Source organism: Arenicella sp. 4NH20-0111 (assembly GCF_040366405.1).
Lineage (GTDB): Bacteria > Pseudomonadota > Gammaproteobacteria > Arenicellales > Arenicellaceae > Arenicella.
The window spans coordinates 1-410 of sequence record NZ_BAABWF010000036.1 but is presented as its reverse complement, the minus strand read 5'-3'; the positions used below and the strand labels follow the sequence as shown (position 1 = coordinate 410).

The following is a 410-nucleotide window of genomic DNA, read 5'->3' as shown; positions in this document are numbered from 1 at the left end:
TAACGCCAAACAAAGGGGCGCGCGACTTCGCGCGTCCCGCCGTTAGGCGTACTTTTGATTCTTGTTAACTGTTTGGACCTTGCCATAACAAATTACCCTTACGGTTCTCAGGTACGAGCTCAAATAGTTCATTTATCAGTGCTATTTGGGCATTGTATGCAACAGAACAAGTTCCGTTTTCAAAATAGCTTTTAGCTTGATAATTCAAGAAATGAATGTCGTTATCTACGAACTCAGATTCTAATATTGAGGTATGCAAAGTATGCACAAGTTCTGACTCGTAGTAACAAGACTTATCTCGCGCTTTCGACCAAAACGAACCCGACTGAACGTTTCGAATTGTTGGTAAAGACCAGAACAAGAGTTCGGTATAGATTTCTTGCTTGCGACTCATCAATACAGTTAACGCC

General features: G+C 41.7%; 1 protein-coding gene. It reads right to left on the bottom strand.

The window, feature by feature from the left end:
* Positions 1-64: 64 nt before the first annotated feature.
* A partial coding sequence (locus ABWW54_RS20135) for a zinc ABC transporter substrate-binding protein (protein ID WP_353415023.1) occupies positions 65-410 on the bottom strand: 346 nt, incomplete at its 5' end.